Origin of the sequence: Streptomyces marincola (assembly GCF_020410765.1) — a bacterium.
Lineage (GTDB): Bacteria > Actinomycetota > Actinomycetes > Streptomycetales > Streptomycetaceae > Streptomyces > Streptomyces marincola.
This window is the reverse complement of record NZ_CP084541.1, coordinates 3,065,847-3,089,168: the sequence shown is the minus strand read 5'-3', so window position 1 is coordinate 3,089,168 and position 23,322 is coordinate 3,065,847. Positions and strand designations below refer to the sequence as shown.

Here is a 23,322-nt window from a genome sequence, read left to right as displayed (position 1 = left end):
CTGGCCTCAAGGGGAGGGGACATGACCACGAAGTGGGAGGCCGATCCGGCGGCGTCGTTCGCACGGCGACTGGGCAAGTCGTCGCACGCGCTGGGCCAGACCTCGGGCAACGCCAGCTGCCCCGACGTGTGGGAGCTGGACAACGGGGACATCGCCGTCATCGGCACCGACCTGACCCCCGACTACGCGGGACGGCTCCCCACGGGGGTGAGCGTCGACCCCGGCGAGCGGCTGGTGATCATCCCCCGGGCGACGCTCGTCGCGGCCAAGACAGACATCCCGGATGCCTGACCTGCTGGCCGACGCCATGGGCGAGGCACGGCCGAAGTCCTTCAGGCCCCCAGCCGCTTCACGGACGCCCGCCGCACTGCACCGCCGCACCGCCGCACTGCCGCGCGGAGTCGACGGTCCGAAGCGGCGTCCGCCGGTGTCCGGGAAGCAGCAGTTGTTGATCGCGGAAGTGGCAGGAGGCTATGAAACAGAACTGATCACCTGGGCAGGGCACAGTGGTTCACGTCGAGTCACAGCAGCGGCAACGGTGAGTGTGTTGAGGTCGCGGACGCGGAGGACGGAGTCCTCACCCGGGACAGCAAACAGCGTTCGGGGCCTGTGCTTGTCAGTCGCTCTGAAGGCTGGCAGGCATTCGTCGCGGGCGTCGTGCGAGGTGACTTCGGCAAGGGGTGAGGACTGACACGGAGGTTCGGAACCCCAAGTGCGCACACGACGCGCGGGCCGCACCGAAGGAGAATGCCCGCATTGCTCGTCTTTGCCCCGTGTTGACTCGGGTTGGTGCCCCAGCCGCATGCCGAAACCACTGGTCAAACACCGTGGCGGCCGTCCCCCGGAACGGCCGAGGATCGCAACCGCCTGTTCGTGGAGCAGCTGGACCGGTACGGCTGGGTGGCGGCCGTCCCCCGGAACGGCTGAGGATCGCAACCCCGCAATCTGGCCGTGCGCCGGGCAACGCAGGAGGTGGCGGCCGTCCTTCGGGGCGGCTGAGGGTCGCAACCCGCAGCCGGACCCGCTCCGGCGGGGCCGGGAGGTCGTGGCGGCCGTTCTTTGGGGCGGCTGAAAATTGCAACTTGCCGGACATCTGCTTGACGTCGACACCGCCGCTGGGTGGCGGCTGTCCTTCGGGGCGGCTGAGGATCGCGGCACCTGGGCGCGGACTCCGCGACCGTGCGCCCGGCTCGGTAGCGGCCCCTTCAGGTTCGGGTGCGCCACGGAGGGTGCGCCGAACGGTATTCCTGGCGCCGACAGAGGCCTTCGGGCACTCAGCGTGGCGGGATTGGTGCGGCGTCTGCAGGGATGGAACGTCCCCGTTTCGCGCGCTAGTCAGCCACTCCCAGCCGTCCCGCCAGGCGGCGAAGTCCGGTGGGCCGCTGGGGAAGTGACCAGAGGTCTCGGACTATGGCGACCGCGAGTGTGTGGTGGCCGAGCCACGCGGGTGCGACGCGGTGGAGTCGTTCCAGAGTCGCCACGGCCTTCTCCGCGTTGCCCAGGTCCGTATGCGCCCGCGCGATGTCGAGCAGGAGCCACGCGCGCCAGGACGGTGGGACGTCCTTGCTCAGACGCATGCCGCGTGCCAGGTCCAGTGCCTCCTGCGGACGTTTGTGCTGGACGGCGAGTCGGACGCGCTCGATGCGTACGGAGGAGCGGCTGAAAACGCTCACCAGCCGTCCGTCTTCCGGCGGGGGCAGGTGCGCGAGTCGTTTCGCGGCGTTCTCGGCGGACGTCATCATCTCGTCGGCGCGTTCGTAGTCGCCGCTCCGTGCGTACGACGTGGCGGCGGACATCAGCAGGCCGCCCCGGACCCGAACGCCTTCGGCTGTGTCCGTGCGGCCCTGCTCGACGCGGTCGGCAGCGTGGATGGCCAGGTGAAGCGCGTCCTCCAGCCGGGCCTGGCGCTGGTAGGACCACGCCACGGAGGTGGAGATCATTCCGGGCAGCAGCACATCCGCCGACTGCTCCGCCGCGTGCATCGCGCGCTCAAGGGCGGAGAGCGCCAGGTCCGTCTTGCCCAGCCGAATCGCCACATGCCCGCCCAGTTGCAGCGACTTCGCCAGGAGCGCCGCTCCGCGCGCCCGCTGCTGCTCGGTGCCGACGGAAGCGGCGAAGCGGCTGTCGTCGATGATTCCGGGGAGAGCCGACATCAGGGCGGGGAAGTTCGCCTTGTGGTACTGCGTCCAGCCCGACGCGATGCGGTGCTTGACGGCTGTCGGCGAGGGGTGCGGCGTGCTGGGTTCCGGCGGGAGCGCGAGCAGCGGTGGAGCGATGGACCGGCGCAGCGCCACAAGCCGGGGGGAGTCGACGAGCGACCCGCTGGCCACCGCGGGCGGCTCGCCCAGCAACGCCGTCAGCTCGACGCCCAGACCGGCGGCAAGAGCGTGCAGGGTTGGCAGCCGGGCTGACGTCTTCCGGCCTTGTTCGAGCTTCTTGACGACATCAACGGACACGCCGGCCCGGTCGGCCAAGGTCTCCTGTGTGAGTCCCGCGAGGCGGCGCAGCCGACGGAGATCAGCACCAAGGCTCATGCTCCCCAGAGTAGGCGGGCACGAGCCCGGGCAGGCGCGGTGGCGACAGTCCGCAGGCGCGCGGCTGGGCCGTGCGCGCGGTCTTTCTCAACGTGCGCTGGGCTCACTACCGTCCGCCGTATGGCGAACACACCTGAGTTACCTTCCCGGCGCGGTGTCCTGCGCACGGCCGCCGCGGCCGGGGCCTTCGGGCTCGCGGCCCACACCGCGATCGGGCGCGCCGTCGCCGCGACCCCGGCGCCCGACCTGCCCGGTGGCCTCATCCCCTACCGCCTTCCCTACCTGAACTGGGCGGGCGAGATCGCCCACCCGGGCCTGTGGACCTGCGCGCCGCGCGACGGGCAGCAGGTCGCCGACCTCGCCAACTGGGCCCACGCCGCCGGCTGGCGGCTGCGGGCGCGCGGCAAGGCGCACACCTGGTCGCCGCTGACGATCACGCCGGGCACCGACGCGGACGCGCCGGTGCTGCTGGTCGACACCACGAAGCACCTGACGGCGATGGCCCTGGTGCCGCCGCCCGCCGGGGCGCCGGGCGCGGTCCGGGCGCAGACCGGCGTGACGCTTGAGGAACTGCTCGGCTACCTCGCGGGACACGGCCTCGGCGTGACCAACACCCCCGCCCCCGGCGAACTGACGCTGGGCGGCACGCTCGCCATCGACGCGCACGGAACGAGCGTTCCCGCCGCCGGGGAGGCCCCTCGCCCCGGCCACACCTACGGCAGCCTCAGCAACCTCGTGCTCGAACTGACCGCCGTGGTCTGGGACGAGGCGAACGGCCGGTACGCGCTGCGGACGTTCACGCGCGGCACGGACCCCGAGTGCGACGCGCTGGCCACGCACCTCGGGCGGGCGTTCGTCGTGGAGGCGGTGCTCCAGGCGGGCGAGGAGACGCCGTTGCGCTGCGTCAGCCGCGTGGACGTGCCGGCGGACGAGCTGTTCGCCGCGCCGGGCAGCCCCGAGGCGGCGGGCGGGCGGACGTTCGCCGACTACCTCGACGCGGCCGGGCGCGTGGAGACGATCTGGTTCGCGTTCACGGACAAGCCGTGGCTGAAGGTCTGGAGCCTCAGCCCTGAGCGTCCCGCGACGGCGCGACCGGTGCTGGGGCCGTACAACTACCCGTTCAGCGACCTGGTCCCCACGCCCGTTTCACGGCTCGTGGGGCGGCTGACCGCCGAGGCCGCCTGGTATCTGGCACCGCAACTGGGCGCGTTGCAGTACACGGTGGCGGCGACCGGGCTGACGACGTCGCTCGCGACGGATCTGTGGGGCGCCTCGCACCACCTCACGTTCTACCTGCGGCCGACCACGCTGCGGGAGACGGCCAACGGCTACGCCATCCTGACCCGCAGGGCGGACGTGCAGCGGGTGATCTCGGAGTTCGCCGGGTTCTACCGGGAACGGCTCGAAGCGTGGGCCGACGCGGGCAGGTACCCCGTGAACGGGCAGGTGGAGATCCGCGTCGGGGGCCTCGACCAGCCGGCAGATGTCGCCGTCGCCGGGGCGCGACCGCCGCTGCTGTCCGTGGTGCGCCCGCATCCGGACCACCCGGAGTTCGACTGCGCGGTGTGGGTGGACGTGCTCACGCTGCCGGGCACGCCGGGGGCGGCCGAGTTCTACCGTGAGCTGGAACGGTTCTGCCTGGACACCTACGACGGCGGGCACGCGCTGGTCCGCGTCGAGTGGTCCAAGGGCTGGGGCTACACGGACGCCGAGGCGTGGGCCGACCAGGAGGTCATCGGCGAGGTCGTGCCCGCGTCCTACGGGGCGGGGGAGTGGGCGGAGGGCACCGGGCTGCTGCGCGGTCTCGATCCGCACGGGGTGTTCGGCAACGCGTTCCTCGATGAACTGCTCGCGCCCTGACCCGCTGTCCCGGTCCTGCCTCGGCGGGGCCGGGAACCGGTCGACCGGGGAGTGAGGCCGGTCGGCCGGCACCTCACCTCGGCGTGTACCCCCAACGGGATTCGAACCCGCGCTACCGCCTTGAAAGGGCGGCGTCCTAGGCCGCTAGACGATGGGGGCCAGTATGGGACGCGCGAGCAGCATAGGCGATCGCGCGGGGGATCACCAAAACTTTTCCGCCGAAGGACAATGGCGGGGTGCTGGAGATGACGCGCGAGGAGTTCGAGGAACTGGTCAGTGAGGCGCTGGACCGGGTCCCGCCGGAGCTGACCCGGCTGATGGACAACGTCGCCGTGTTCGTGGAGGACGAGCCGCCCCCTGAGGACCCTGAGCTGCTCGGCCTGTACGAGGGGACGCCGCTCACCGAGCGGGGCGAGTGGTACGCCGGGGTGCTGCCGGACCGGATCTCCATCTACATGGGGCCGACGCTGCGGCTGTGCCGCCGTGAGGGCGGCGACCGCGAGCTGGTGGTGCAGGAGGTGGAGATCACCGTGGTGCACGAGATCGCGCACCACTTCGGGATTGACGACGAACGGCTGCACGCGCTCGGTTACGGGTGAGCCGCGAGCCGGTCGACGATCGAGCCGGTCGACGAGGGTGTGCACAACCGTTTGCGGCTGTCCGTTCCTGGTCGTCGATGACTGGTCCGTTTCGGTTGGCTCGGGTCCGTGTCCTCCGTCCGGGGGTGAGAGTTGAGTCACGCGTAAGTGCTTGCCCCCGCCCCCGGAGGTGTCCGCCCGTGCGCCGCCCCCACCGCCTCGCGCCGGTCGCCGCCCTCGTCGCGGTGGCCGCCCTCGGCGGCTGCCTGACCGTCGAGCCCGAGGAACGGCCGGGCAAGCCCGTGGCGCCTGCCGCCACGGACGCCCCGCGGACCGTCCCGCCCGAGGGCGGCGACGCGGACGAGCCGCCGTCGGGGCACGCCGTTCCCAGCGCGGAACGGCCCGCCGCCGGCACACCGGGCGCGGACCCCGAGCCCGGCGCGCCCACGGGCGAGGCGCCCCGCAGCTCCCCGCGCGCCCAGCCGCCCGCCCCGCCACCCGCCGCGCGCCCGCCGGAGCCCGCGCCTGAGCCGGAACCGAACCCGGCGCCCGAGCCGGAACCCCAGCCGGAACCGCCCCCCGCGCCCGAGCCGCAGCCGGAGCCGCCGCCGCCCTCCCCGACCGCGGAACCCGCGCCCTCGGAACCGCCCCCCGAGGATGGCTCATGAGCCGTTTGCACGGGACCCCACACGGTGCGTATGCTTGTAGATCGTTTGATCCCATCAAACTTGCCCGGCGCCCAGCAGCAGCGCGCCGTGTGGCGCGTTCCTCGTCTAGCCGTGGCTGATCGCATCCAGGCGGTCAACAGCACCTACGGAGCTAAGGCGCGTGCCGACCACCTCAGACTCCGGAAGGTACTCACTTCGCATGTCCGTCTCGACGCCAGAGGCACTTCTTCCCCTGGACGAGCCCACCACCACCTTCGCCGACCTGGGCCTGCCGCAGAACGTTGTGCGCAAGCTCGCCGAGAACGGGGTGACCACCCCGTTCCCCATCCAGGCGGCCACCATTCCCGACGCGCTGGCCGGCCACGACATCCTCGGCCGGGGGCGCACCGGCTCCGGCAAGACGCTGAGCTTCGGCCTGCCCACGCTGGCCCGCCTGGCCGGCAGGCGCACGGCGCCCAAGCGCCCGCGCGCCGTGATCCTCACGCCCACCCGCGAACTGGCCATGCAGGTCTCCGACGCCCTTGAGCCGTACGGCGACGTGCTCGGGCTGCGCCTGAAGGTCGTGTGCGGCGGCACCTCCATGGGCAACCAGATCTACGCCCTCGAACGCGGCGTGGACGTCCTCGTCGCCACGCCGGGCCGACTCCGCGACGTGATCGGCCGCGGCGCGTGCTCGCTCGACGACGTCGAGGTCGCCGTGCTCGACGAGGCCGACCAGATGGCCGACCTCGGCTTCCTGCCCGAGGTCACCGAACTGCTCGACCAGGTGCCCGCGGGCGGCCAGCGCATGCTGTTCTCGGCCACGCTTGAGCACGAGATCGACACGCTGGTGAAGCGCTACCTCGTCGACCCCGTCAGCCACGAGGTGGACGCGGCGCAGGGCGCGGTCACCACCATGTCGCACCACGTGCTGGTCGTGAAGCCGCGCGACAAGGCCCCGCTGACCGCGGCCATCGCGGCGCGCGAGGGGCGCACGATCGTGTTCGTGCGCACCCAGCTCGGCGCCGACCGCGTCGCGGGCCAGCTGCGCGAGGCCGGCGTGCGCGCGGACGCGCTGCACGGCGGCATGACGCAGGGCGCCCGCACCCGCACCCTGGCCGACTTCAAGGACGGCCGCGTGGCCGTCCTGGTCGCCACGGACGTCGCCGCGCGCGGCATCCACGTCGACGACATCGATGTCGTGCTGAACGTCGACCCGGCGGCCGACCACAAGGACTACCTGCACCGTTCCGGCCGCACCGCGCGCGCGGGGCGTTCCGGCACGGTCGTGTCGCTCGCGCTGCCGCACCAGCGGCGGACGATCTTCCGGCTGATGGAGGACGCGGGCGTGCACGCCGCGCGGCACGTCATCGGGCGCGGGGAGCTGTTCGACGAGGACGTGGCCGGCATCATCGGCGCGCGTTCCCTCACCGAGGTGCAGGCGGATTCGGCCATGGGCGCCGTCCGGCACGCCGAGCTTGAGGTGGCCCGCCTCGCCCGCGAGCTGGAGAAGGCGCAGGGCCGCGCCACGGAGCTGCGGGACGAGGCCGAACGCCTCACCGGCCGCGCCGCGCGGGAACGCGGGGACGACCCGGCCGAGGCCATCGCCCAGGCCGCGGAGCAGCGCAAGCAGGCGCTCGCCGAGGCCGAGCGCGAAGCCGAGCGGGAGGCGGCGCGCGAGGCGCGCCGTGCCGAGAAGGCCGCGCGGGCCGAGACCGGGCGCCAGGAGGAGCACGGCAACCGCAGGCCGGGTGGCGGCGGGTTCCGGCGCGACGACCGGCGGCCGTTCCCGCGCCGCGACGACCGAGGCGAGGGCTTCAGGCGCGGCGGGGACGACAACCGGCGCGGTGGCGGCGGCGGGTTCCGCCGTGACGAGCGGCGGCCGTTCCCGCGCCGCGACGACCGCGGCGAGGGTTTCAGGCCCCGGGGCGGCGGCGAGGGCTTCCGCCCGCGCGGCGGGGACGACAACCGGCGCGGCAGCGGCGGCGGGTTCCGGCGCGACGACCGGCCGTCGTACGAGCGCCGTGACGACCGGGCGTCCTACGACCGGCGGGACGAGCGTTCCTCGTACGACCGCAGGGCCGACCGGCCGCGCTGGAAGCGCGAGGACTGATCCTGACGGCCGTGGCCCGGCGGGGCCACGGCCGCTTCGGCTTCGAAGGCATGGCCCATGCCTTCGAAGCCGCGCGGGCCGCCGGGCTATGCTGCTCGGTGCGGGCCGTTAGCTCAATTGGCAGAGCAGAGGACTTTTAATCCTTTGGTTGTGGGTTCGAGTCCCACACGGCCTACCGGTCAGCCCCAGGTCGGACGCAAGTCTGGCCGGGGCTGATTCGTTCTCCGGGGCCTCAAGGAGCGTCTGCTCGGCCGGGGGTCGTGGCGGAGTGCGGCCCACAGCACGGCGGTGCGGTTCATGACGAACGTCACCGGGGCGCTGCGGATGCGGCGCGAACTGGACGCGCCCTGCGGCGGAACATGCCCGCCCGGATCGACGACATCGCCGCCGCGCACGGTGCTGAGCCGGCCGGGGTTGGCGAGGACGTCTCCTGAGCCGCTTCCGCGCGCCGGTCGTCCGCGTTCGGTGTTGCGTTCGCCGTCGCGTTCGTCGTCGCGTTCGTCGTTACGGAATGATCACGTCGTCCGCACTCCGGGCGTGCGCGCGGGAGGCTCGGGAGTATGACAGCCAACCAGCCGCCCGCGCGCTCCTTCTGGTCCCGCCTCACGCGGGGGCAGCGTGTCGGTGCCGTGGCCGGGCTCGTGTTCGCCGGTCTCGTTGTCGTCGGCATCGCCGCCCCGGACGAGGAGGACGGCGAGGCCGCGGGACCGGCGGAGGCGACCGCCTCCCTCGCTCCAGCGGAGGACGTCGAGTCTGTGCCCGCGCCCGATCCGGCCGCCGATGCCGATGCCGACGCCGGGGCCGGGGCCGGGCAGGAGGTCGCCGTGCTGCCCGACCTCACCGGCGGCGGACTCCAGGCCGCGCAGGACGCCGCGCAGGCCGCCGGCTTCCACGACCTCACGTCGCACGACTCCCTCGGCCGGGACCGCATGCAGATCATGGACCGCAACTGGATCGTCTGCTTCCAGAGCCCGGGACCCGGTGAGCACGCCACGGACACGGAGATCGACTTCGGCGCGGTCAAGCTGGAGGAGGAGTGCCCCGACGAGGACAGCACCGGGCCCGTGGCCGAGGCGGGGGACACGATGCCCGACCTGGTCGGCGAGTCCGTCAACGTGGCCCGCGACGCGTTGCCGGATGGCGTCGGCCTCACCGTTCGGGACGTCTCGGGTGAGGACCGGATGATCCTGGTCGAGTCCAACTGGCAGGTGTGCGCCCAGGAGCCGGCCCCGGGCACCGGCCTCGCGGGCGAGTCGGTGACGCTGCGGGCCGTGAAGTTCGAGGAGCCGTGCCCGTAGCCGTCGGGGAGCGGCGGGGCGCGGTCACGGCGCGGTGCTCCGCGGCCGGTCGGGCGCCCGGGCCGGGCCTGTGGCCGGGTCGGGGAGGTTCTTGAAGAACTCGGAGGACTCCGACCGCCTGATCCGGTAGATGCGTTCCAGCAGTTCCTCGGGCGCCGGGGCCGGTGCGTCCTGGCCGCGGTCGGCCCGCGTCCGCCAGGCGAGGTAGGTGTGGGTGAGCTGGATCTCGGTGTCCCGCAGCAGCACCCATGAGACGTCCCACCGGTAGAGGGCGCGCAGCGCGGTGGTCACCGCGACCAGGCTCCCGACGCCGGCGATGGTGCCGTCCCGGCCGGGGAAGTCGAGGGTGGTCAGCAGCGGCAACGCGGCCCCGGCCAGGATGATCACCGTGCCGCTGAACCGGTAGAGGCGCCGGTGCCAGCGCGCCCTGCGGTCGTAGAAGGCGATGACGTCCAGGACGTACTGCTCGGCCGAGGCCGCGATGTTCTCCGGCGGACGCCGCCAGCGGGGCGTGGCCGTGGGGCGTCGCATGCGCCAACTCACCTGGTTCTCCTCCCGGTTCGCGGGCCCGGTGGCCGCCATGTCCCCTCACCCGCCGCGGCCGAGGCGGGCGAGTGCCGCCAGCATGCGGGCCTCGGCGTCGGCCAGGCCGGCCCGGGCGGCCAGCAGGCGCCTGGTCTCGGTGAACCTGGCCCGGGCGTCCTCGAAGCCCAGGACCCGCAGCCCGCGGACGCGTTCCGGCGAGAACGCGAGCATGCCGCTGAGCGGCCCGAGCGGGCCCGGGGGCACGATGGGCACGCTCGGCCTGATGTCGATGCGCAGGAAGCGCGCCGTCGAACTCGGGCTGACGACCGCGTCGGGGTGCAGGTGGACGACGACGAGCACGTCGCAGTGCTCCTGTTCGGCGAACGCCCGCACCGGCGTCCGGTCCCCCGGCCCGCCGAGTCCTCCGTCGAGGTAGGCGCAACCGTCCACGACGCGGGAGGGGAAGATGAACGGCAGCGCGGCGCTGGCCAGCACGGCCTGCCTGATCTGCTCCTCCGGCAGCCCGTTGAGGCGCAGGACGCTGCCCTGCGCGCCGCCGAGCCAGCGCACGATCTCGATCAGGTGGCGCAGCCGCACGGGCACGGCCGGCATGTCCTTGAGGGGGTAGGCCGCCACCCACAGCGGCCGGCCTGCGCGGATGCCGGGAACGTCCACGGCCTCGTTCACCAGCTCTTCGAGCAGGCCGGCCCGGCGCCGCAGGCCGAGCAGCCGCGGCCAGAACAGCGCCAGTTGCCGCGCGGTCCCCTCGGCCGCGAGGCCGGCCTCGTCGAGGCGGAGCCCGCGGTCGGCGAACGGCGCCACGCCGGAGCGGGTGGAGAAGCGTTCCCAGAACGCCGCGAGCCGCCGTGTGCCGAGCCGCAGGTCGGGTTCCGCGGCGAGCACCGCGCCGTTGAGCGCGCCGATGCTGGTGCCCGAGACGGCCGCCACGTCCATGCCCATCTCGGCCAGGTAGTCGCACACCCCCAGTTCGTAGGCGCCTTTGGCGCCGCCGCCCGCCAGGACCAGGCCGATGCGCGGCAGCGCCGCCGCGCGCGGCGGGGGCGGAGCGGGGCGCGGCGCTGGCGCGTGGCGCGGGCGCGCGCCGTGCGGGGCCGCCGTGGCGCGGTCGGCCAGCGCGCCGAACGTCCGGGTGATCTCCTCGGGGTCAGCCACGGTCGTCCTCCCGGCGGGTGTCCTCCCGGCGGGCGGCCTGGTACGCGCCCGGCGCGCGCAGGTGCGCCCGGCGCGTGGCGGCCTCGGTGAACTGCTCGTCCACCACCCGGCGCACGAGCTGTTCGACGCTCAGGCTCGTGGCGAGGAAGCGGTCGCCCGGGCCGCCCGCGGCGAGCACCGCCTTGCGCGCCGCCTCGGCCGCGGGCGCGGCGCCGGCCGCGACCAGGTCGGCGGTGATGGCGAGGGCGGAGGTCAGCGGTCCCGCGGGCCCGGCCAGGCGGTCCGCGGGACCGGCCGGGCCGTCGCCAGGACCGGCGCCGCGGCCCAGGTTCAGCCCGACGCCCAGGAGTTCGGCCACCATGCGCCGGTGGTCGTCGCTCGGCAGCCGCTCGACGGCCGCGGCGATCATGCCGACCACCGACTTGACGCCGTCGAACCACGGGACCGGCGGGTCCTGGAGCATGCGTTCCGCGAGTTCGCGGCGCACGGGGTGGCCGGTGCGTCCGGTGCCGTCGCCGAACGCGTACTCGCCGGCCGGTCCCGCCGCGACCTCGCGGGCCAGCAGAACCGCGCCCACCAGCCAGGGGAGCCCCGGGTCGGGGCGCGGCCTGCGCCACCGCCGCACGGACGCGTCCAGCGCGAGCTGCGCCTCGACGGCCGCGAGCCGCCGTTCGTGGTCGGAGAGGAAACGCCCGGTGTCGCGGGCCAGCCGGGCGAGAACGGTGCCCAGTTCGTCGATGCCCTCGGCCGACCACGCGCCGGGCGGCCCGTTCCCCGCGAGGTGGTGCCTGATGCCGTTGACCTCATCGGTGACCTCGGCGACCACCAGGTTGGTGACGGTCATCCGCTCGGTGAGGCTGGTCAGCCATTCGAGGGTCAGCCGCTGGGAGTTGATGAGGCCGTGCTGGATGTTCCGCTCGCGGACACGATGGCGGCCGGTGGCGCGGCCGAGCAGCCGCGCGAAGAAGCCCTCGCGGGACCTCGCGCGGGCCAGGTCCTCCGCGGTGTGCAGGTCGTTGGCCAGTTCGAGCAGGAGCCGGTCGTCGATGAGGGGGACGCCGCGTGCCACCACGTCCGGGGCGTCCGGCACGGCGCTCACTCCGCCCCGCCCGCTGACGGACGCGCCCCCGCGCCCGGCGCGTTGGACGGCGCGTTGGACGGCGCCGTGCTCGGTGGAACGCCTGGTGGGGCGCCCGGCGGAACGGCCGGTGGGGCGCCCGGCGCGGTGTCCCGCGCCCCGACGGCCGCCGGGGCGACGAAGACCAGCGCCTTGGTCAGCTCGCCCGGCTCCGCCCCCGGCACGGTGTAGGCGGGCGCGACGAGGAACGCCGGCCCGCCGGTGCCCGCGTTGTACGGCAGCCAGGAGCCCAGCGCTGCCACGTCGGCGTCGAAGTCCAGCACGGCGGGCAGCCCGTCGCCGGCCAGCCCTCGGCGCACGGCGCCCGCGGTGTCCGACACCCTGGCGAGCGCGGACAGCCCCTTCTCGCCGAGGGCCGGGTAGCCGCGCGCGGCGAGTGCGGCCGCGAGCGCGTCCGCCGACGGCGGGCCGCCCCCCGCTTCCTCGGTGAACAGCAGCCGCAGCACGGCGGCCACCGCGCGGGCCCGCGCCTCGGCCAGCTCCTCCCGCGCGGTGGTCCCGACGGGGCACAGCCGCATCGCCAGGCCGCGCAGCGGCTGCCGGATCAGGCCGCTGTACGCCTCGGAGTTGCGCAGGTGGTGCCGGTGCAGGTCGCTGGTGACCTCGCCGGACTCGATGGCCTCCTGGTGCCGGGCGCCGATGAGGCCGTCCAGCGCGTCGTCGAACCTGGCCACCCGGGCCTCGACGTCGTCGAGCCGCTGCCGCACCTCGGTGCGCAGCGACCTGACCTCGGCGTCCAGCCGGCCGAGCCGTTCGGCCGTGTCCCGGCTGAGCCGGTCCACGGTGGTCTGGAGCGCGGTGAGCGCGGTTTTCGTCCGGCCGTGGCGCAGCGTTCTGACGTCGTCGTACAACTGCCCGAACTGCTCGTAGAGATCGGTGAGCCACGCCTGCAACTCGTCGAGGCGTGCGACCTCGGCGTTCCCCGCGGCGTTGCCCGCAACGTTCCCGACGGCGTCCGCTCCGGCGTGCGCGTGCGGGTACGCGCCGGTGTGCGCGGGGGCGCCGGCGGGCGGATGGGTGGGCTTCGGCGGAATGCCCCGCGCGCCGCCGCCCCCGCCCGCCCCGGACGACCCGCCCGCGCCGGAACCCGCGCCCGCGCCCGTTGCCCAGGAGTCCGTCACGACCGCCTCCCCTCCGGCCCCCGGCGGCCCTTGTTCCGCCTGCCGTACAGCTCGTCGAAGCGGACCTCCGTCCTGAAGACCGCACCGGTCTGGCGGTCCTTCGCCTCGACCGTCAACTCGGTCGTTCCGAAGGAGAAGTCGATGTCCGCGTACCGCCAGTCCTTGGTGCTGCCGTGCGACGAGGAGACGTCGATGGCCAGGGCGGCCAACTGCTCGACGCCCTCCTCGTCGTCGTACCTGGGGTCCGGCGCGTACGTCGCGACGATCGGCAGCGTGGCCACCCGCGTGGAGGGCGAGATCCTGAGCGTGCCCGTCACGGTGCGGTCGACCGGAACGGACTCGGCGCGCCGGACCATGACGGCGAAGCGGTCGTTGCACCGGGGTTCACCGAAGTCGTTGATGAACCGCTTCTCCTGCGGATCGACGCCCTCCTCGAACGGGCGTGCGCAGCCGAACCCGTAGGTGTACTTGGAACGGCGCCCCCAGATCACCGAGGGGTCGTAGGCGAAGTGGACCGCACCGGCCAGTACGGCGACCGCCGGGTCCTCGGGCAGGACGACGCGCGCCGTGTCGCCGAAGCGGTGCGCGAGCGCGTCCCTCAGGTAGGGGGAGCGGGCGAAGCCGCCCACGACGACCATCTGCTCGGCCACCTCGCCCACCTCGGCCGGGTCGTCCCTGCGGTCGAGGGCGCGTTGGCGTTCGATCACGTCGATGATCGGGTCGACCACCGCGTCGAACAGCTTCTTCACCTCGCCAGGCGTCACCACGATCAGGTGCGTGGCCCCCTCGGCGAGCGCGGTCAGCCGTTCGCGGGTCGGGGTGTCGAGCACCTCCCACACCCGGCCGGGCACGTCGACGAACACCGGGTCGTCGATCACCGGCCGGCCGTCTGGGGCGGTCTCGGAGGCGAGGGAGACCTTCTCGCGTTCCCAGACGCTTTCGAGCTGACCCAGTTCGAGCGGGAAGTCGGCCTGTAACGTGGCGAGTCGATCGGCTCCGAAGCGTTCCGCGAGCAGGTCGGTCATGAATCCGTGGTTGACGTAGGCGGATCCGAGCCGGCCGCCGTCGGCGACCCTGGACTCCTCAAGGCGGCCGGACCCGACGCCTTCGGGACGCAGCCGGTAACTGGTGATGTCCACCGTGCCGCCGCCGCAGTCCACGACCATGAAACGGCTGCCGGGCGCCGCGTCCACGTCCAGGCGCCCCTCCGGGCGGCCGGGCGCGAGCAGCGCCCCCGTGTACAGGGCGCAGTAGATGGCCGCCGCCTCCGGCTCCTGCACCAGCAGCAGCCGCTCCTGGTCGCCGGGCAGCCCGGCCGCCTCGGCGGCGGCGCGCATCAGCGCGCGTTCCGCCTCGCCCCAGATGGCGGGCACGGTCACGCACCAGCGGACGTCGTCGGCGGTGTGCGCGATGCCCTGCACGTTGATGCGGCGCAGGGTGTCGAGCGCCGCGCCGCTGATGTGCCGCAGCGTCGCCGTGGTCAGCTTCTTGACGACCTCGCGATCGGCCCCGGCGAGGCTGCCCTCGAACCGGGGGACCCCGGATTCGAGGCCGCGCGGCTGGATGCCCATCTTGAACCGGCCGGCGTAGCCGTGGTGGTCCGGGTTGCCGCGGGCCAGCAGGCGCAGCCACTGGTCGCGCGCCTTGTTGCCGAACGCGACGGGCGTCCGGTCGGCGTCCACGAGGACGGCGGTCAGGTCCTTGGGGTAGGTCGTGTCCTGGGTCACGGTGAACGTCTGGTAGGTGATGACGCGCTGGGTGGCACGGTCGTTCAGCGCGGCGACCCTGGCCAGTGCGAATCCTGAGCCGTGGGTGCCGAAGTCGATGGCAACGACGACTTTGGGCGTGAAGGAGGTGGAGCGGGAGGGGATTGCCATGGATGCCCCCGTTTGAGTGAGCCGCTGCCGTCGAGCGTACGGGTTGGGGTCACCGGGCGGGCCTGAATGCGGCGATTTCGTGGCCATGGTGTGACGTGCGGTCAAGTAGGCGGTGGCGACGCCTTGTTGGAGATATACCGGAGCGTGCGGCGGCCGTTATTCGCGCGTCGTGTGCTCCGGCGTGTGCGCTGGGCGCGCAAGCGGGGGTGTGGCGGAGTAGCACGCCCCCGGGTGAGGTACTCCTCTGTCAGCATCCGCATCGAGGCGTCCGGACCCGCACCGGAACGCCGGCACGAGGCAAGCGACAGGAACGCGAGGACCACCATCATGCGCGGAGCCGTCATCCACGCTCCCGGGGACGTGCGTCTGGAGACGCGCGAGGACCCGAAGATCATCGAGCCGACCGACGCGATCATCCGGACGGTCGCCGCCTGCGTGTGCGGCTCCGACCTGTGGCCCTACCGGGGCGTCGACCCGGTCGTCGAGCCCGCGCCGATGGGCCACGAATACGTCGGCGTCGTCGAGGAGGTCGGCGGCGACGTCGCGCGGATCAGGCCGGGCCAGTTCGTCGTGGGCTCGTTCTTCGCCTCGGACAACACCTGCCCCAACTGCCGCAACGGCTACCAGAGCAACTGCGTGCGCCGGGAGTTCGTCGGCGGTTGCCAGGCGGAGTACGTGCGCGTCCCCCTGGCCGACGGCACGCTGGTCGCCACGCCGGAGCACCCGGACGCCGCGTTCGTGCCCGGCCTGCTCGCCGCCTCGGACGTCCTGGGGACCGGCTGGTACGCGGCCGTGGCCGCGAGGGTGCGGCCGGGCTCGACCGCGGTCGTCGTCGGTGACGGCGCCGTCGGCCTGTGCGCGGTCATCGCGGCCAAGGAGTTCGGCGCCGAGCGCGTCATCGCGATGAGCCGGCACGAGGACCGGCAGCGGCTCGCCACCGCGTTCGGTGCCACCGAGATCGTCACGGAGCGCGGCGACGAGGGCGTGGCCCGCGTCAAGGAGCTGACCGGGGGCATCGGCGCGGACGCGGTGCTCGAATGCGTCGGGACCCAGGAGTCGCTGCGGCAGGCGCTGCGCTCCGCCCGCCCCGGCGGGAACGTCGGTTTCGTCGGCGTCCCGCACGACGCGGTCTTCGACGGGGTGGAGCTCTTCCAGTCACATGTCGCGCTGCGCGGCGGACCCGCCCCCGTGCGCGCGTACCTGCCCGACCTCGTCGAACGCGTCCTGTCCGGCCGGATCGACCCGGGCCGGGTCTTCGACCTCGCGCTGCCGCTCGACCGGGTGGGCGAGGGTTACCGCGCCATGGACGAACGCCGCGCCATCAAAACGCTCCTGCGCCCCTGAACGCGCCCTCGACCGTGCCCTGGGCCCGGCGCGCGCCCTTCGTGGGGCGCGCGCCGGCGGGGTACGGCGCGCGCTGTACCGCCGCGCCCGGCGGGTCAGTCCGTCGACTGGTGCCTCAGCAACCGCACTTCCTCGGCGTCCAGCATCGTCTGGAGCGTGCGCAGCACGGTGTCGTCGATGCGCCCCTCGTCGCGCAGGCGGATCATGGTGGCGCGTTTGCGCCTCAGCAGGGCGAGCCCGAGGGCCGTGTAGTGCCGGTCCCGCCGGACCGCCGGTTCCTCGTCGCCGTCGCCGTCATGGGCCGCGATCAGGGCGAGGTGGGTGCGGTACTCCCGGCGCAGGCGCTCCACGACCTCGGGGTCGCTGCCGAGCCCGCCCGCGACCTCGGGGAGCGCGGCCAGCGCCTCCCGGAGCGCGGTCTCCCTGGCCAGGCGCAGTTCCTCCTCGACCGCGGTGTCGCGCGGCAGGCGGGCCCAGCGGATCACCGGGGGCAGCAGCAGGCCCTGGGCGACAACGGTGACCACGACGACCCCCGAGGTGACGAACACGATCACGTCGCGGTGGGGGAACGGGGCGCCCGAGTCGAGCGCGTGCGGCACGGCGAGCGCTGCCGCGAGCGACACCGCGCCGCGGAACCCGGCCACACCGGCGACCACGCGCGCCCTCGGGCTTACCCGGCGCGTGCGCCGGCGCGGGTGGCGATCCACGGCGTACATCAGGTCGATCACGCCGAACAGGAACGCGAAGCGCACCGCCGCGAGCGTGGCGCAGGCGACCAGCACGATGGCCAGGGCGTGCACGAGATCGTCGCTCGTCAGGTTGCGGGCGGCGGCCTGCGCCTCAAGGCCGACGAGCACGAACAGGGAGCCGTTCAGCAGGAAGATCGCGAGTGACCAGAACTCCTCCGTCTGCCGGCGCGTGCCCGGCAGCCCGACCCGCGGCCCGGCCTGGCTCATCGAGAGCCCGCACACCACGACGGCCAGCACACCCGAGGCGTGCGCCGACTCCGCGAGCAGGAAGGCGGTGAAGGGGATCAGGATGATGGCCGCGCTCTCCTGCAACGGGTCGTCGAGGTGGCGCCTGACCCGCACGGCGACCCACGCGGTGAGCGCCCCGGCCGCCACGCCGCCGGCGTAGGCGAGCAGGAACAGGCCCGTGACGTGCCCGGGGGCCAGGTTCTCCTGGCCGATCGTGATGCCGATGGCCAGGCCGTGGACGACCAGGGCGGTGCCGTCGTTGACCAGGCTCTCCGCACGCAGCTGGGTGATGTTGCGGCGGGGCAGGGCCCCGGCGAGCACGCCGACGGCCGTCGCGTCGGTCGGCGCGACCGCCGCTCCGAGCACCCACGCGGGCCCCCACGGCAGCCCGAGCGCGTGGGCGGCGGTCGCGACCGCGGCGGCCGTGGCCAGGACGAGCAGGGTGCTCATCAGCACGATGCCCCGCAGGTCGCGGCGGATCTCGCGCGGCGACGTGGTCAGGCTCTCCCAGTAGAGCAGCGCGGGGAGGAACAGCAGCAGCATCGTCTCGGGCGGCAGGCGCACCTCGCTCAGGCCCGGCAGGAACCCGAGCAGCGTGCCCGCGACGAGCAGAAGTACAGGCGTCGCGATGTGCAGGTGGCGGCCTGCGAGGTCGCAGACCAGCACCGCGGCCCCGAGGACCACGACGAGCACCAGACCAAGCACGGCGTTCTCCTTCCGCCACCCGCCGTGAGCGGCGCGGAGATCCTGACGTACGCGCGGCCGGGTTCGCCGGAACCGGGTGGCGACAGGCCGTCGCCACGACCTGCCGGGCCGGGCGGGCCGTTCCAATGGAGCAGAGGCGTCCCGGCGCGGCGCACGGCGCGCGGTCGGCGGCGGGGCGCTCGACCGGCGGCGCGCGCGGGGGCGCGAGCCGGCGGAAGGGGGAGCGGGCGGGGGCGGAGTCAGCCGCGGGGCGGCGCAGCGAGGGAGTCGAGCCAGTGGCGGACGACCGCGCGCATCGTGTCGTGGTCCGTGCTCTCCGGCCACATCACGCCCTGGAACGTCAGCCCCTCGACCAGTGCGCGGAACGCCGCGGTCAGTTCCTCAAGGTCGTGGCCCGGGGCGATCTCGCCGCGGCGCGCGAGCAGTTCGACGCCCGACCGGCACAGGGCCTCGATCTCGCGGTTGATGGCCGCGGTGGCGTCGCGGTACGCGGGATCGGTGCGCGCCTGGACCAGGAACGAGTAGAAGACCAGGCTCGACTCGTACGACCACTCGTCGAACGGCAGCATCGCCCACACGTGGCGTTCGACGATCTCGCGCGCGGTGCCCTCGCGCGACAGGGCGGCCATGCGCTCGTTGTCGCGCTGGTTGACGAGGTCGAGCGCGTACAGCCGCAGCGCCTCCTGGCTGGAGAAGTAGTGACTGACGGCGCCGAGCGAGAGCCCCGCCTCGGCCGCGACGGCGCGCACGGTCGCCCGTTCGAGCCCCTCGCGCACCACCAGGCGCCACAGGGCCTCGGCCACCTGCCTGCGGCGTTCCTCGGGGTCGACGTGACGGGGCACAAGGGCATCATAGAAACCCTCGTAGTGGAGCAGGTGTTCTGTTACGCTGCGTGCATGTCTGGGGCAACGCTGAGCGATCGGCCGGCCGAATCGCGGGAGAAACGGGCGCTGCTCGCGTCCGCCCTCGCGAACGGTCCGGCCGAGCTGATCGACTTCCTCCTCCCGCTCTGGGCGGGCATGGCGCTCGGCGCGGACGCGGGCGAGGTGGGCCTGCTCGTCGGTCTTGAGATGGTGGTCTCGGTCGTCGCGCGACCCTTCGCAGGCGTCCTCGCCGACACCCGCGACCGCCGCCGCGTCGCCGCCTCGGGGGCGGTCCTCTACGCGCTGGCCTGCGCGGGGTACGCGTTCGCCGGCTCCATGGCCGCGGCCTGGGCGGCGGCGGCCCTCGGCGGCGTGGGCGGCGCGCTGCTGTGGGTGACGGTCCGCGCGATGATCGGGGAGCGCCTCGCGGACGACTCGGGCGTCTACCCGCGGCTCATGGCGGCCAGGGAGAACGGCGCGTGGATCGCGTTCTTCGCCGGCCTGACGCTGCTGTCGGCCGCCGACTTCCGCGCCGTGTTCCTCGGCTGCGCCGCGGCCTGCCTCGTCGCGGCGGGCGCGCTGCTGAGCAGTCCGCGCCGCGGTTCCGCCGCGGCGGGCTCCCCGGCGGGCGGCGGCGCGGACGCCGCGGGGACCCGGGGCGGCGGCCTGGCCCGGAGGCTGCGGCCGATGCTGTGCGCGGTCGCCCTCACGATGACGGCAGAGGCGGCGATCGGGCTGCTCCTGCTGCTGCATCTGCAACGGGGCTTCGGCCTCGAAGTGATCGAGGTCGCCTACGTGTTCCTCCCGGGGGCCGTCGCCGCGGGGCTGCTGCCCGAGTACCTGCACGCGTTCGTGGTCCGGTTCGGCAGGACCGCGGTCCTGGCGCTGGCCTCGGTGGCGAGCGCGGTGTTCGCCCTCGGCCTGGCCTGGGCGCCCAACCCCTATGCCGTCGCCGCCCTCTGGGTGCTGAGCGGTGTGGCGTGGGCGGCGGTGATGCCGGTGCAGGAGGCCGTCATAGCCGAGGCGTCGGGCAGCGAACGGGTGGGCCGCGGCATGGGGCTGTACGAGTCCGCCGCGCTGGTCGGCGGCGCGATCGGCACCGTAGCGGCCGGACTGCTGTACGAACGGGCCTCGTGGGAGGTGGCGTGCGTGGCCGCCGCCGCGGTGATCCTGGCCGGTGCCGCGATCGTTCCGCTGTCCGTCCGGGCTCTCGGCGTGCGGAACTTCCCGCCGCCCCCGCCCAGGAAGCCGGACGCAGCGGCGGGCCGGGAGCCGGGGCCCGGGGAGCAGGGTCGCCCCGGGGGCACCGGGGCGGCGGACGGGACGGGCCGCGCCCCGCGGGCGGTCCTGGCCGCCACCGCGCCGGTCGCGCCCGCCGGGGGTTCGGAGCCGGCGGGGACCGCGGGGGCGGCCGGGGTGCCGCGTCCCGCGCCGGCCGCGCGGCGGCCGGACGGGCTGCGGGAGGCGGGCGCGGCGATAGCCAGGCACGCCGCGGTGTTCGCCGTCGCCCAGGTCGCGCTCCTGTTCGCCGGCCTCTCCTGGGCGGCGGACGTGATCAGCGGCGACACCGCGGAGGTGCTGATGTCGGGGCGCGCCCCCGACGAGCTCACCGGGGCGCGGGAGTTGTTGTGGAACGCGGGGCGCATCTGGGGCTTCGTGTTCCTCATCGACACGGTGTGGCGGCTCGTGGCCGCCCTCGGGGCCGAGCTGCGGCGCTCGTCTGACGACGGGGCCGGGGGGTGAGCGCCGACGGCGGTGTCCCGGGCACGGACGGTCGTTGTGCACGGCGTGGACGAAATGGAGATGGGCGTGGACGCGGCCGCCGGCTCCCGATGGCGCGGAGCCGGCCGACGCGCTGTTCCGCGACGGGCCCGACGAGCCGCACGGCCACGGGCGCGAGGTGGTGTCGGGCGCGCCGTTCCGGCACCGCCGGACGCCGAGCAGGCGCTGATCGCCCGGCTCGCGCCCCGGCTGCCGGTGCCGGCCGACGCGTTCCTCGTGCCCGAGGAGCACCTGGCGGCCCTGCCGCTCCTGTCGTCCCCCGCCGCGGCGGCCGTCCGCGGCGCCCGCCGATCAGGGGGCCCGTTCCGCGATGTCCCCGGCGCCGGTGGGCCGGGCACCGCCCGGCGCCCGGCCCACCAGCGCGAGGCTCCCGGCTCAGCCGCGCAGCCGGACCAGGGCCTGCACCGGAGTGTGGTCGGAGGGGTAACGGCCGCGGTGCCGGTAGTTGTTGATGGCGGATTCGAGCACGTCCACGTGCCGGTTCGCCAGCACCCAGTCGATGCGCGAGCCGCCGTCGACCGGTTCGCGGTAGTTGGGGAACGTGCCCCACGCCGGGGTCTGCCGCTCGCCGGTGAGCCACGTGTCCGCGAGCCCGCCCTCCTCGACGAGGATGCGGTAGGACTCGGAGGTCTCGGCGGCGGCGTTGAAGTCGCCGGTCAGCACGACGGGCAGGTTCCGGTCGAACTCCGCGATGCGGTCGCGCACGAGCGCCGCGCTGCGCTGCCGGGAGTTCTCCGACTGATGGTCGAAGTGCGTGTTGACGTGCACGAACTCGGCCCCCGTGCGGCGGTCGCGGAAGCGCGCCCACGTCGTCATGCGGACCACCGTGTTGCCCCAGGACGTCGAGCCGATCACGTTCGGGGTGTCGGAGAGCCAGAAGTGGTCGAAGTCGAGCGGTTCCAGTCGGCGGGTGTCGTAGTAGATCGCCATGAACTCGCCCCTGGCGCCGCCCTCACGGCCGAGGCCGATCCAGTCGTAGTGGCCGGGCAGGTCGTCGGCGACCTGCTTGACCTGGTGGTACAGCGCCTCCTGCACACCGAACGCCGTCGGCCGCTCAAGCCCGAGGAACCGGGCGAGCACCGGCCTGCGATCGGCCCATGAGTCGGGAGTGCCGGGGGCCGCGTTCGCGTCCATCCTGATGTTGAACGCCATGAGGTGCAGCCGGTCGCCGCGCGCCTCGCCGATCACCGGTCGTTCGCCCCGCGCGGGTCCTGGCCGCGCCCCGGCGTGCGGACGCTCATCGGCCGCCGCGGCGTTCGCGCCGAGCAGCCCGGTCATGCCCGCGGCGCCGACCGCGCCCGCCGCCCCGAACACCCCTCGTCGTGACATACCCCTCATGATGCTCCTCACGTGTGGTGCCGCCATCCGCACGCGACTGTCCCGCCCACCGGTGAGGCCCGCGCGACCTCGTGCGGAACAAGAGGGGAACTCCCGGCTCCACCCCGCCCGCACGCGCCCCCGCCGCCACCCCGCCACCCCGCCACCCCGCCACCCCGCCACCATGTCGCCCGTCGGCCACGACCGAACGGCGCAACGCGCCGCCCCGCGCCCGCCAAGATCGACTGGCCGCTCCGCCCGCCCGGCGCGAGATTGGGACGGTGCAGACCTCCGCACCCCCCTGGTGGGCCAGGGCGCGGGTCCTCACCTGGCTCCCCGCGGTCCTCATCGCGATCGGGGCGGTGCTCGACCTGGCGAGCCCGCCGCACGTCACCCTGACGCCGTTCTACGTCGCCGCGCCGCTGCTCGTCGCCCCGGTGCTCTCGCTCCGGGTCACCGTCGGCTACGGCGCGCTGGCCACCGGCGTCGTCGCCGCCCAGATGGCTCTGCGGGCCGAGCCGCACTTCAGCGAGTCCTTGGTGAAGGTCGCGACCGTGGCACTGATCTCGCTGCTCGCCCTCGCCATCAACCGCATCGTGGCCCGCCGCGACCGCCGGGTCGCGTCGGCGCGCGACGTGGCCAGGATCGTGCAGCGCGCCGTCGTGCCGGCGCCGCCGGGCGAGGCGGGCGCGTTGCGCGTCGCGGCGCGGTACCGGCCGGCGCGGCGCGACACGCTGATCGGCGGCGACCTGTACGCCCTGCGGGAGACACCGTTCGGCGTACGGATGCTGGTCGGCGACGTGCGCGGCAAGGGCCTCGCCGCGACGGAGGCGGTCGCGGTGCTGCTGGGCGCGTTCCGGGAGGCCGCGGAGCGCGAACGCGACCTGTCCGCCGTGGCGAACTGCATGGAGGCCGCGCTGGTGCGCGAACGGACGACACGGCTGGAACTCGACCCGATCGAGGGATTCGCCACCGCGGTCCTCGTCGAGATGCCCCCGGGCTCGCCGCACCGCGTGCGCGTGTTCAACCGCGGTCATCCGCCACCGGTGCTCGTGCCTGAGGGCGCCCGCGCCCGGTTCCTGACGACCGATCCCGCGCTGCCGCTCGGCCTCGGCGACCTCGGACCGGCGCGGACCCGGGCGCGCACGGCCCGGTTCCCGCCCGGAGCCGGGCTGCTGCTCTACACGGACGGGCTCAGCGAGGCGAGGAACGCCACCGGCGTCTTCTTCGACATCGTGGACGGTCTCGGCGGCCTGCCGACGGAGGATCCGGCCGAGTGCCTCGACGGCCTCGTGGACCGCGTCATCGCGTACGCGGGCGGCGCGCTCGACGACGACATGGCGCTGCTCGCCGTGGCCCACGCCCCCGGCGGGTCGGTGGACGTCTCCGGGCCCGGCGCACGGCCGGAGCGAAGGAACGGACAGTGAGTCACAGGTCAGAGGTTGGTTCCGTGTTGTAACCGACAGCATC

At 74.2% G+C, this 23,322-nt stretch carries 19 protein-coding genes and 2 tRNA genes; 11 read left to right on the top strand and 10 right to left on the bottom strand.

Translation table 11 applies throughout. The annotated features are described in order from the left end of the window. The first annotated feature begins 21 nt into the window (after positions 1-21). Both LC193_RS13170 and LC193_RS13165 read left to right on the top strand, forming a co-directional pair. A complete protein-coding gene (locus tag LC193_RS13170; protein ID WP_226074244.1) occupies positions 22-291 on the top strand; it encodes a hypothetical protein in 270 nt (89 codons plus the stop codon). Positions 292-492: 201 nt separating this feature from the next. Then, positions 493-684, top strand: a complete 192-nt coding sequence (locus tag LC193_RS13165) for a DUF397 domain-containing protein (protein WP_226078577.1) — start codon at positions 493-495, stop codon at positions 682-684. 647 nt (positions 685-1,331) lie between these two features. Here the strand turns inward: LC193_RS13165 and LC193_RS13160 are convergent. Continuing rightward, complete coding sequence (locus LC193_RS13160; RefSeq protein WP_226074243.1) at positions 1,332-2,534, bottom strand: helix-turn-helix domain-containing protein; 1,203 nt, start codon at positions 2,532-2,534, stop codon at positions 1,332-1,334. 120 nt (positions 2,535-2,654) lie between these two features. On the opposite strand from LC193_RS13160, the gene LC193_RS13155 reads away from it, so the two are divergent. Further along, positions 2,655-4,394, top strand: a complete 1,740-nt coding sequence (locus tag LC193_RS13155; RefSeq protein ID WP_226074242.1) for a cholesterol oxidase substrate-binding domain-containing protein — start codon at positions 2,655-2,657, stop codon at positions 4,392-4,394. Between the two features lie 86 nt (positions 4,395-4,480). Here LC193_RS13155 and LC193_RS13150 read toward each other — a convergent pair. Further along, positions 4,481-4,553: transfer RNA gene (locus LC193_RS13150), tRNA-Glu, on the bottom strand. A gap of 77 nt (positions 4,554-4,630) precedes the next feature. Between LC193_RS13150 and LC193_RS13145 the strand changes: the two genes are divergently transcribed. The 5 genes from LC193_RS13145 (at position 4,631) to LC193_RS13125 (ending at position 9,030) form a co-directional block, all read left to right on the top strand. Then, entirely contained in the window at positions 4,631-4,993 is a 363-nt protein-coding gene (locus tag LC193_RS13145; RefSeq protein ID WP_218027914.1) for a metallopeptidase family protein, read from the top strand. A 179-nt stretch (positions 4,994-5,172) separates the two neighbouring features. Beyond that, positions 5,173-5,640 (top strand): hypothetical protein, encoded by a 468-nt coding sequence (locus tag LC193_RS13140; RefSeq protein ID WP_226074240.1) that lies wholly within the window; start codon positions 5,173-5,175, stop codon positions 5,638-5,640. 199 nt (positions 5,641-5,839) lie between these two features. Next, the gene (locus LC193_RS13135) at positions 5,840-7,732 is read left to right on the top strand and encodes a DEAD/DEAH box helicase (RefSeq protein ID WP_226074239.1); all 1,893 of its coding nucleotides are present in this window, start codon (positions 5,840-5,842) and stop codon (positions 7,730-7,732) included. Between the two features lie 102 nt (positions 7,733-7,834). Continuing rightward, a tRNA-Lys gene (locus LC193_RS13130) sits at positions 7,835-7,907 on the top strand. A gap of 385 nt (positions 7,908-8,292) precedes the next feature. Then, complete coding sequence (locus LC193_RS13125; RefSeq protein WP_226074238.1) at positions 8,293-9,030, top strand: PASTA domain-containing protein; 738 nt, start codon at positions 8,293-8,295, stop codon at positions 9,028-9,030. Positions 9,031-9,054: 24 nt separating this feature from the next. Here LC193_RS13125 and LC193_RS13120 read toward each other — a convergent pair whose 3' ends face one another. Genes LC193_RS13120 through LC193_RS13100 form a run of 5 tightly spaced genes read right to left on the bottom strand, consistent with a single transcriptional unit; the run spans position 9,055 to position 14,864 of the window. Further along, positions 9,055-9,561, bottom strand: a complete 507-nt coding sequence (locus LC193_RS13120) for a DUF4231 domain-containing protein (protein ID WP_226074237.1) — start codon at positions 9,559-9,561, stop codon at positions 9,055-9,057. A gap of 57 nt (positions 9,562-9,618) precedes the next feature. After that, positions 9,619-10,728, bottom strand: coding sequence for a patatin-like phospholipase family protein (locus LC193_RS13115; RefSeq protein ID WP_226074236.1), 1,110 nt, complete (start codon positions 10,726-10,728; stop codon positions 9,619-9,621). After that, positions 10,721-11,818: a hypothetical protein gene (locus LC193_RS13110; RefSeq protein WP_226074235.1), complete on the bottom strand. Its 1,098-nt coding sequence runs from the start codon at positions 11,816-11,818 to the stop codon at positions 10,721-10,723. The genes LC193_RS13115 and LC193_RS13110 overlap by 8 nt, the downstream gene beginning before the upstream one ends. Before the next feature lie 5 nt (positions 11,819-11,823). Further along, entirely contained in the window at positions 11,824-12,987 is a 1,164-nt protein-coding gene (locus LC193_RS13105; RefSeq protein WP_226074234.1) for a hypothetical protein, read from the bottom strand. After that, positions 12,984-14,864, bottom strand: coding sequence for an Hsp70 family protein (locus LC193_RS13100; RefSeq protein WP_226074233.1), 1,881 nt, complete (start codon positions 14,862-14,864; stop codon positions 12,984-12,986). The genes LC193_RS13105 and LC193_RS13100 overlap by 4 nt, the downstream gene beginning before the upstream one ends. A gap of 327 nt (positions 14,865-15,191) precedes the next feature. On the opposite strand from LC193_RS13100, the gene LC193_RS13095 reads away from it, so the two are divergent. Then, positions 15,192-16,208, top strand: coding sequence for a zinc-dependent alcohol dehydrogenase family protein (locus LC193_RS13095; RefSeq protein ID WP_226074231.1), 1,017 nt, complete (start codon positions 15,192-15,194; stop codon positions 16,206-16,208). 95 nt (positions 16,209-16,303) lie between these two features. Here LC193_RS13095 and LC193_RS13090 read toward each other — a convergent pair whose 3' ends face one another. Together LC193_RS13090 and LC193_RS13085 are read right to left on the bottom strand one after the other, a co-directional pair. Continuing rightward, entirely contained in the window at positions 16,304-17,890 is a 1,587-nt protein-coding gene (locus LC193_RS13090; RefSeq protein ID WP_226074229.1) for a Na+/H+ antiporter, read from the bottom strand. 239 nt (positions 17,891-18,129) lie between these two features. Next, positions 18,130-18,732, bottom strand: a complete 603-nt coding sequence (locus LC193_RS13085; RefSeq protein ID WP_226074228.1) for a TetR/AcrR family transcriptional regulator — start codon at positions 18,730-18,732, stop codon at positions 18,130-18,132. Positions 18,733-18,786: 54 nt separating this feature from the next. Between LC193_RS13085 and LC193_RS13080 the strand changes: the two genes are divergently transcribed. Then, the gene (locus tag LC193_RS13080) at positions 18,787-20,496 is read left to right on the top strand and encodes an MFS transporter (protein ID WP_226074225.1); all 1,710 of its coding nucleotides are present in this window, start codon (positions 18,787-18,789) and stop codon (positions 20,494-20,496) included. Between the two features lie 414 nt (positions 20,497-20,910). Here LC193_RS13080 and LC193_RS13075 read toward each other — a convergent pair whose 3' ends face one another. Then, positions 20,911-21,864 carry an endonuclease/exonuclease/phosphatase family protein gene (locus tag LC193_RS13075; protein WP_226074223.1) on the bottom strand — a complete coding sequence of 318 codons (954 nt, stop codon included), beginning with the start codon at positions 21,862-21,864 and terminating at the stop codon, positions 20,911-20,913. 269 nt (positions 21,865-22,133) lie between these two features. Between LC193_RS13075 and LC193_RS13070 the strand changes: the two genes are divergently transcribed. Continuing rightward, a complete protein-coding gene (locus tag LC193_RS13070; protein WP_226074221.1) occupies positions 22,134-23,279 on the top strand; it encodes a PP2C family protein-serine/threonine phosphatase in 1,146 nt (381 codons plus the stop codon). Positions 23,280-23,322 lie beyond the last annotated feature (43 nt).